At 45.8% G+C, this 7361-nt stretch carries 2 protein-coding genes and 1 pseudogene; 1 reads left to right on the forward strand and 2 read right to left on the reverse strand.

Annotation, left to right across the window (positions count from 1 at the left end; genetic code table 11):
* The first annotated feature begins 42 nt into the window (after positions 1 to 42).
* The gene (tcaC, locus tag EAE93_RS21935; protein ID WP_214040575.1) at positions 43 to 4500 is read left to right on the forward strand and encodes an insecticidal toxin complex protein TcaC; all 4458 of its coding nucleotides are present in this window, start codon (positions 43 to 45) and stop codon (positions 4498 to 4500) included.
* Positions 4501 to 4667: 167 nt separating this feature from the next.
* On the opposite strand, the gene EAE93_RS21940 is transcribed toward tcaC, so the two are convergent.
* Together EAE93_RS21940 and EAE93_RS21945 are read right to left on the reverse strand one after the other, a co-directional pair.
* Complete coding sequence (locus EAE93_RS21940; RefSeq protein WP_214040576.1) at positions 4668 to 6266, reverse strand: toxin; 1599 nt, start codon at positions 6264 to 6266, stop codon at positions 4668 to 4670.
* Positions 6267 to 6572: 306 nt separating this feature from the next.
* A pseudogene (locus EAE93_RS21945) lies at positions 6573 to 6986 on the reverse strand (transposase); the annotation flags it as partial.
* Positions 6987 to 7361: the final 375 nt, after the last annotated feature.

A 7361-nucleotide genomic window follows, 5' to 3' on the forward strand; every position in this document is an offset into this window, starting at 1 on the left:
ATTACAGGTCCCTATCAGGGGCCTGTTATTAAGGAGTACTTTATGCAGGATTCACCAGAAGTATCGATTACAACGCTGTCACTTCCCAAAGGTGGCGGTGCTATCAATGGCATGGGAGAAGCACTGAATGCTGCCGGCCCTGATGGAATGGCCTCCCTATCTCTGCCATTACCCCTTTCGACCGGCAGAGGGACGGCTCCTGGATTATCGCTGATTTACAGCAACAGTGCAGGTAATGGGCCTTTCGGCATCGGCTGGCAATGCGGTGTTATGTCCATTAGCCGACGCACCCAACATGGCATTCCACAATACGGTAATGACGACACGTTCCTATCCCCACAAGGCGAGGTCATGAATATCGCCCTGAATGACCAAGGGCAACCTGATATCCGTCAAGACGTTAAAACGCTGCAAGGCGTTACCTTGCCAATTTCCTATACCGTGACCCGCTATCAAGCCCGCCAGATCCTGGATTTCAGTAAAATCGAATACTGGCAACCTGCCTCCGGTCAAGAAGGACGCGCTTTCTGGCTGATATCGTCACCGGACGGCCAACTACACATCTTAGGGAAAACCGCGCAGGCTTGTCTGGCAAATCCGCAAAATGACCAACAAATCGCCCAGTGGTTGCTGGAAGAAACTGTGACGCCAGCCGGTGAACATGTCAGCTATCAATATCGAGCCGAAGATGAAGCCCATTGTGACGACAATGAAAAAACCGCTCATCCCAATGTTACCGCACAGCGCTATCTGGTACAGGTGAACTACGGCAACATCAAACCACAAGCCAGCCTGTTCGTACTGGATAACGCACCTCCCGCACCGGAAGAGTGGCTGTTTCATCTGGTCTTTGACCACGGTGAGCGCGATACCTCACTTCATACCGTGCCAACATGGGATGCAGGTACAGCGCAATGGTCTGTACGCCCGGATATCTTCTCTCGCTATGAATATGGTTTTGAAGTGCGTACTCGCCGCTTATGTCAACAAGTGCTGATGTTTCACCGCACCGCGCTCATGGCCGGAGAAGCCAGTACCAATGACGCCCCGGAACTGGTTGGACGCTTAATACTGGAATATGACAAAAACGCCAGCGTCACCACGTTGATTACCATCCGTCAATTAAGCCATGAATCGGACGGCAGCCCAGTCACCCAGCCACCACTAGAACTAGCCTGGCAACGGTTTGATCTGGAGAAAATGCCGACATGGCAACGCTTTGACGCACTAGATAATTTTAACTCGCAGCAACGTTATCAACTGGTTGATCTGCGGGGAGAAGGGTTGCCAGGTATGCTGTATCAAGATCGAGGCGCTTGGTGGTATAAAGCTCCGCAACGTCAGGAAGACGGAGACAGCAATGCCGTCACTTACGACAAAATCGCCCCACTGCCTACCCTACCCAATTTGCAGGATAATGCCTCATTGATGGATATCAACGGAGACGGCCAACTGGATTGGGTTGTTACCGCCTCCGGTATTCGCGGATACCATAGTCAGCAACCCGATGGAAAGTGGACGCACTTTACGCCAATCAATGCCTTGCCCGTGGAATATTTTCATCCAAGCATCCAGTTCGCTGACCTTACCGGGGCAGGCTTATCTGATTTAGTGTTGATCGGGCCGAAAAGCGTGCGTCTATATGCCAACCAGCGAAACGGCTGGCGTAAAGGAGAAGATGTCCCCCAATCCACAGGTATCACCCTGCCTGTCACAGGGACCGATGCCCGCAAACTGGTGGCTTTCAGTGATATGCTCGGTTCCGGTCAACAACATCTGGTGGAAATCAAGGCTAATCGCGTCACCTGTTGGCCGAATCTAGGGCATGGCCGTTTCGGTCAACCACTAACTCTGTCAGGATTTAGCCAGCCCGAAAATAGCTTCAATCCCGAACGGCTGTTTCTGGCGGATATCGACGGCTCCGGCACCACCGACCTTATCTATGCGCAATCCGGCTCTTTGCTCATTTATCTCAACCAAAGTGGTAATCAGTTTGATGCCCCGTTGACATTAGCGTTGCCAGAAGGCGTACAATTTGACAACACTTGCCAACTTCAAGTCGCCGATATTCAGGGATTAGGGATAGCCAGCTTGATTCTGACTGTGCCACATATCGCGCCACATCACTGGCGTTGTGACCTGTCACTGACCAAACCCTGGTTGTTGAATGTAATGAACAATAACCGGGGCGCACATCACACGCTACATTATCGTAGTTCCGCGCAATTCTGGTTGGATGAAAAATTACAGCTCACCAAAGCAGGCAAATCTCCGGCTTGTTATCTGCCGTTTCCAATGCATTTGCTATGGTATACCGAAATTCAGGATGAAATCAGCGGCAACCGGCTCACCAGTGAAGTCAACTACAGCCACGGCGTCTGGGATGGTAAAGAGCGGGAATTCAGAGGATTTGGCTGCATCAAACAGACAGATACCACAACGTTTTCTCACGGCACCGCCCCCGAACAGGCGGCACCGTCGCTGAGTATTAGCTGGTTTGCCACCGGCATGGATGAAGTAGACAGCCAATTAGCTACGGAATATTGGCAGGCAGACACGCAAGCTTATAGCGGATTTGAAACCCGTTATACCGTCTGGGATCACACCAACCAGACAGACCAAGCATTTACCCCCAATGAGACACAACGTAACTGGCTGACGCGAGCGCTTAAAGGCCAACTGCTACGCACTGAGCTCTACGGTCTGGACGGAACAGATAAGCAAACAGTGCCTTATACCGTCAGTGAATCGCGCTATCAGGTACGCTCTATTCCCGTAAATAAAGAAACTGAATTATCTGCCTGGGTGACTGCTATTGAAAATCGCAGCTACCACTATGAACGTATCATCACTGACCCACAGTTCAGCCAGAGTATCAAGTTGCAACACGATATCTTTGGTCAATCACTGCAAAGTGTCGATATTGCCTGGCCGCGCCGCGAAAAACCAGCAGTGAATCCCTACCCGCCTACCCTGCCGGAAACGCTATTTGACAGCAGCTATGATGATCAACAACAACTATTACGTCTGGTGAGACAAAAAAATAGCTGGCATCACCTGACTGATGGGGAAAACTGGCGATTAGGTTTACCGAATGCACAACGCCGTGATGTTTATACTTATGACCGGAGCAAAATTCCAACCGAAGGGATTTCCCTTGAAATCTTGCTGAAAGATGATGGCCTGCTAGCAGATGAAAAAGCGGCCGTTTATCTGGGACAACAACAGACGTTTTACACCGCCGGTCAAGCGGAAGTCACTCTAGAAAAACCCACGTTACAAGCACTGGTCGCGTTCCAAGAAACCGCCATGATGGACGATACCTCATTACAGGCGTATGAAGGCGTGATTGAAGAGCAAGAGTTGAATACCGCGCTGACACAGGCCGGTTATCAGCAAGTCGCGCGGTTGTTTAATACCAGATCAGAAAGCCCGGTATGGGCGGCACGGCAAGGTTATACCGATTACGGTGACGCCGCACAGTTCTGGCGGCCTCAGGCTCAGCGTAACTCGTTGCTGACAGGGAAAACCACACTGACCTGGGATACCCATCATTGTGTAATAATACAGACTCAAGATGCCGCTGGATTAACGACGCAAGCCCATTACGATTATCGTTTCCTTACACCGGTACAACTGACAGATATTAATGATAATCAACATATTGTGACTCTGGACGCGCTAGGTCGCGTAACCACCAGCCGGTTCTGGGGCACAGAGGCAGGACAAGCCGCAGGCTATTCCAACCAGCCCTTCACACCACCGGACTCCGTAGATAAAGCGCTGGCATTAACCGGCGCACTCCCTGTTGCCCAATGTTTAGTCTATGCCGTTGATAGCTGGATGCCGTCGTTATCTTTGTCTCAGCTTTCTCAGTCACAAGAAGAGGCAGAAGCGCTATGGGCGCAACTGCGTGCCGCTCATATGATTACCGAAGATGGGAAAGTGTGTGCGTTAAGCGGGAAACGAGGAACAAGCCATCAGAACCTGACGATTCAACTTATTTCGCTATTGGCAAGTATTCCCCGTTTACCGCCACATGTACTGGGGATCACCACTGATCGCTATGATAGCGATCCGCAACAGCAGCACCAACAGACGGTGAGCTTTAGTGACGGTTTTGGCCGGTTACTCCAGAGTTCAGCTCGTCATGAGTCAGGTGATGCCTGGCAACGTAAAGAGGATGGCGGGCTGGTCGTGGATGCAAATGGCGTTCTGGTCAGTGCCCCTACAGACACCCGATGGGCCGTTTCCGGTCGCACAGAATATGACGACAAAGGCCAACCTGTGCGTACTTATCAACCCTATTTTCTAAATGACTGGCGTTACGTTAGTGATGACAGCGCACGAGATGACCTGTTTGCCGATACCCACCTTTATGATCCATTGGGACGGGAATACAAAGTCATCACTGCTAAGAAATATTTGCGAGAAAAGCTGTACACCCCGTGGTTTATTGTCAGTGAGGATGAAAACGATACAGCATCAAGAACCCCATAGTTTTACATATTTTTATCTGTTGCCCCGCTCGCGGTACATCGCGGGGCAGTATCCAATCAACCATGAAAATTCAGCATTTCCGCTAAGTTCCACCGTTTTCTTTAATAATGCAGGTCGCCTTTCAAGGAAACCTGCATATTGACAGAATTAAAGATTAAATATCAACATCAATGTTCTTTCTTGGTAAAAGCCGAAACAGGAGCAGGTGTCGGGACAGAGCTATCGCAATTATAATGCTCTCCTGTCAATCCTATTTTTTTGCAAGCCGTAGACAAAAGATCATTAGGTGTTGCCCACTCATCTTTCCAGTTATTACCGTCATAACGTTCATTCTTAAATAGATCCCACATTATAAGGCCCGTTTTACCATATTTGATCGTACCATCTAATATGCTATTGAGAGCTGTCTTCGTGAGCGGTAAATTACCGGTTGCGGGTTTACCCACTTCAAACCCAACTGTAATAGGCGGCAAAACCAATAATTTTTGCGGTTGAACTGATGCCTGAGCATAATTACGCGCTCCTTTCAATTTGACATGAAAGGTGACTACTTCATTGCCGGATTTAAGCCAGTTAATATATTGACCATAATAATACTTAACCTGTCCAGGAAGATCACAAGGAATATATGTTTCACCTCCCCCAATAAATCCACAATCTTTTTCACTTAAATCATAGGTCATCACACCAATATAACTGAGTCGGTTGATCAAATCGGGATAACTCAGCGCAGTATTATAAATCAAACCATAGAGGTTTCCTCCCCACCAGGCACCACCATAAATATCACTATTTCTCGCATTAGTTCCCCAGTTAGCGGACATATTCGGGATACCTCCCGTTGCAGGACCTGCGGTACTTAGCTTAAGTGATGGTTTAACGGCATTAATTGAAGTGTAAAAAGATTTTAAAATAGCGGCGAATTTATCCACGGTTACAGGCATTGCACGGGGAATTTTTTCTGCGCCAGGGACAATCTTCATTGACGCATCATAAACATAACCGCCGAGTCCCTTGGCTATTAAAGTTGATGTAATAAGAGTTTCGCTGTTATTAGGGGGAACATTGATTGAGTCAGGGGTTAATTTCCAACTTTTTGCATTAATATCAGCGTGCCAGAATTCCTCATAATCAACATCAATTCCCTCGACTTTCAAGTCAGCCGCCAAATTGACAATATTTCTATATGCCTTATCTGCTTCTTTGCCCGTAATAGTACTGTCAAATCGAGGAATTTTGGTCAGGGGATTAGGGAAGATATCATAAACCGCACCGGGTTCATTACCACAAGCATCTTTTTTGCCGGCGGTTACATCATAAATTTTCGGATAACAACTAAAATTCCATCCACCTACAGCGATATAAGTACTCACTCCATGAGATTTTAAATCAGCGATAACACCTTTCAATGCCACAAAATCGGCCCTGGCATTTTCAGCTTCTTGGGTGCTAACACTTTGACCAGAAATACAGGTATAACCAAACAATCCTGAACATTTCAGGCTATTTTTTTCATAGTTAACAAAACCAGGCTGGACAAAAGATAATACCAACGTATTAAAGTTACTCTTATTCTTAGAAATATCTCTACTTAATTTTTTAAAGTTATCAAGGCTGGCATAATATTCTTGAGTATCAACCTGCGCAGCAGGCCCACTCAGATAATATGCAGATATTTTAGGATTGGCGGCAATAACATTTCCTGATATGAAAGCATACAATACAGAAATTGCTAATAAATATCGGTTTAATTTGTATTTAGACATATATCTATCTCCACTTGGTTAACATTACTTTTCCGATTACAGCCAATGAGTTATCATGACACTTCATTGCCTTTTCATCATGAACGGTATAAGTTTTTCCCTAATAGAGCGTTAATATGCTCAGCCTGTTATTATAGACTGTGATGTAGTTACTAAACTGTTATATTGGCATTAATTATTTCAATGCACCAATTTCATAATAGTATAGTTTTCACCATTGTCCACAAAAGAGATAGAAATTAGTTGTAATAATATTTCTCTCTAATCTATCTAAATAAAAAACAATATTATTATATGATAATTCCACTAGATTATATTTATGTTAATTAAATAAGGTTTCATAATAGTACTACACCTATTTTTTCTTCCTGGCTTTTGCTGTAATGAAAACGATGCCAAAAAAGCATCAACATAATTAAGCAACCGCCAAATAAATTGACAACAATGATTTCGCGTTATTGTCTCATGGAGCGATTATCATAACCGTTCTATTTTATTTAGCCACGGTGAATAGACGGATAAAAACAACAGAGTAAATTTGGGATGTCGTGCCAGCCACTCCTTTACCTTCTGACTTTTATGAATACCGTAGTTATCTAAGAGTAATGTAAGGGTTTCCGCATGGGGATATTGATGATTCAGTTCATCTAACATTTTGATAAATAAATCAGAGTTCTTTTTTATTCCTTTAACATAGGTGACTTGCTCTGTTTGGGCATTTTCTGGCATTCATTTTGAGGTATGGATGCTATGATTGACATCACTCAGTCCGTTTTGGGGTTTTGGATTTTTCGCAATTGATCAGATCGCAAAAATCGGACTGAGTTCCCTTCCAGTGATCTACTATTTTGAAAATTTATTTATCTGATAATAACCGGAGGATAATCGCCATTTATCGCCGCCGGTTTATGCCGTCAAATAAGCGATTATTCTGTCATCCAGTTGTCATTATTTCTCTTTCTCACCGACTCAGGCCGGTTATTTCCCCTATTCTCCTCAAAAATGGTTTTCGGCAGGGTAAATCCTCTCAGTTTCAATAATACCAGCGGCCCTTTCCCGACTTCGGTACGTAATACCCAGGTCAGCGGCAACCCC

It is taken from the genome of Photorhabdus akhurstii, assembly GCF_018448925.1.
In the GTDB taxonomy this organism is placed as follows: Bacteria; Pseudomonadota; Gammaproteobacteria; order Enterobacterales; family Enterobacteriaceae; genus Photorhabdus; species Photorhabdus akhurstii.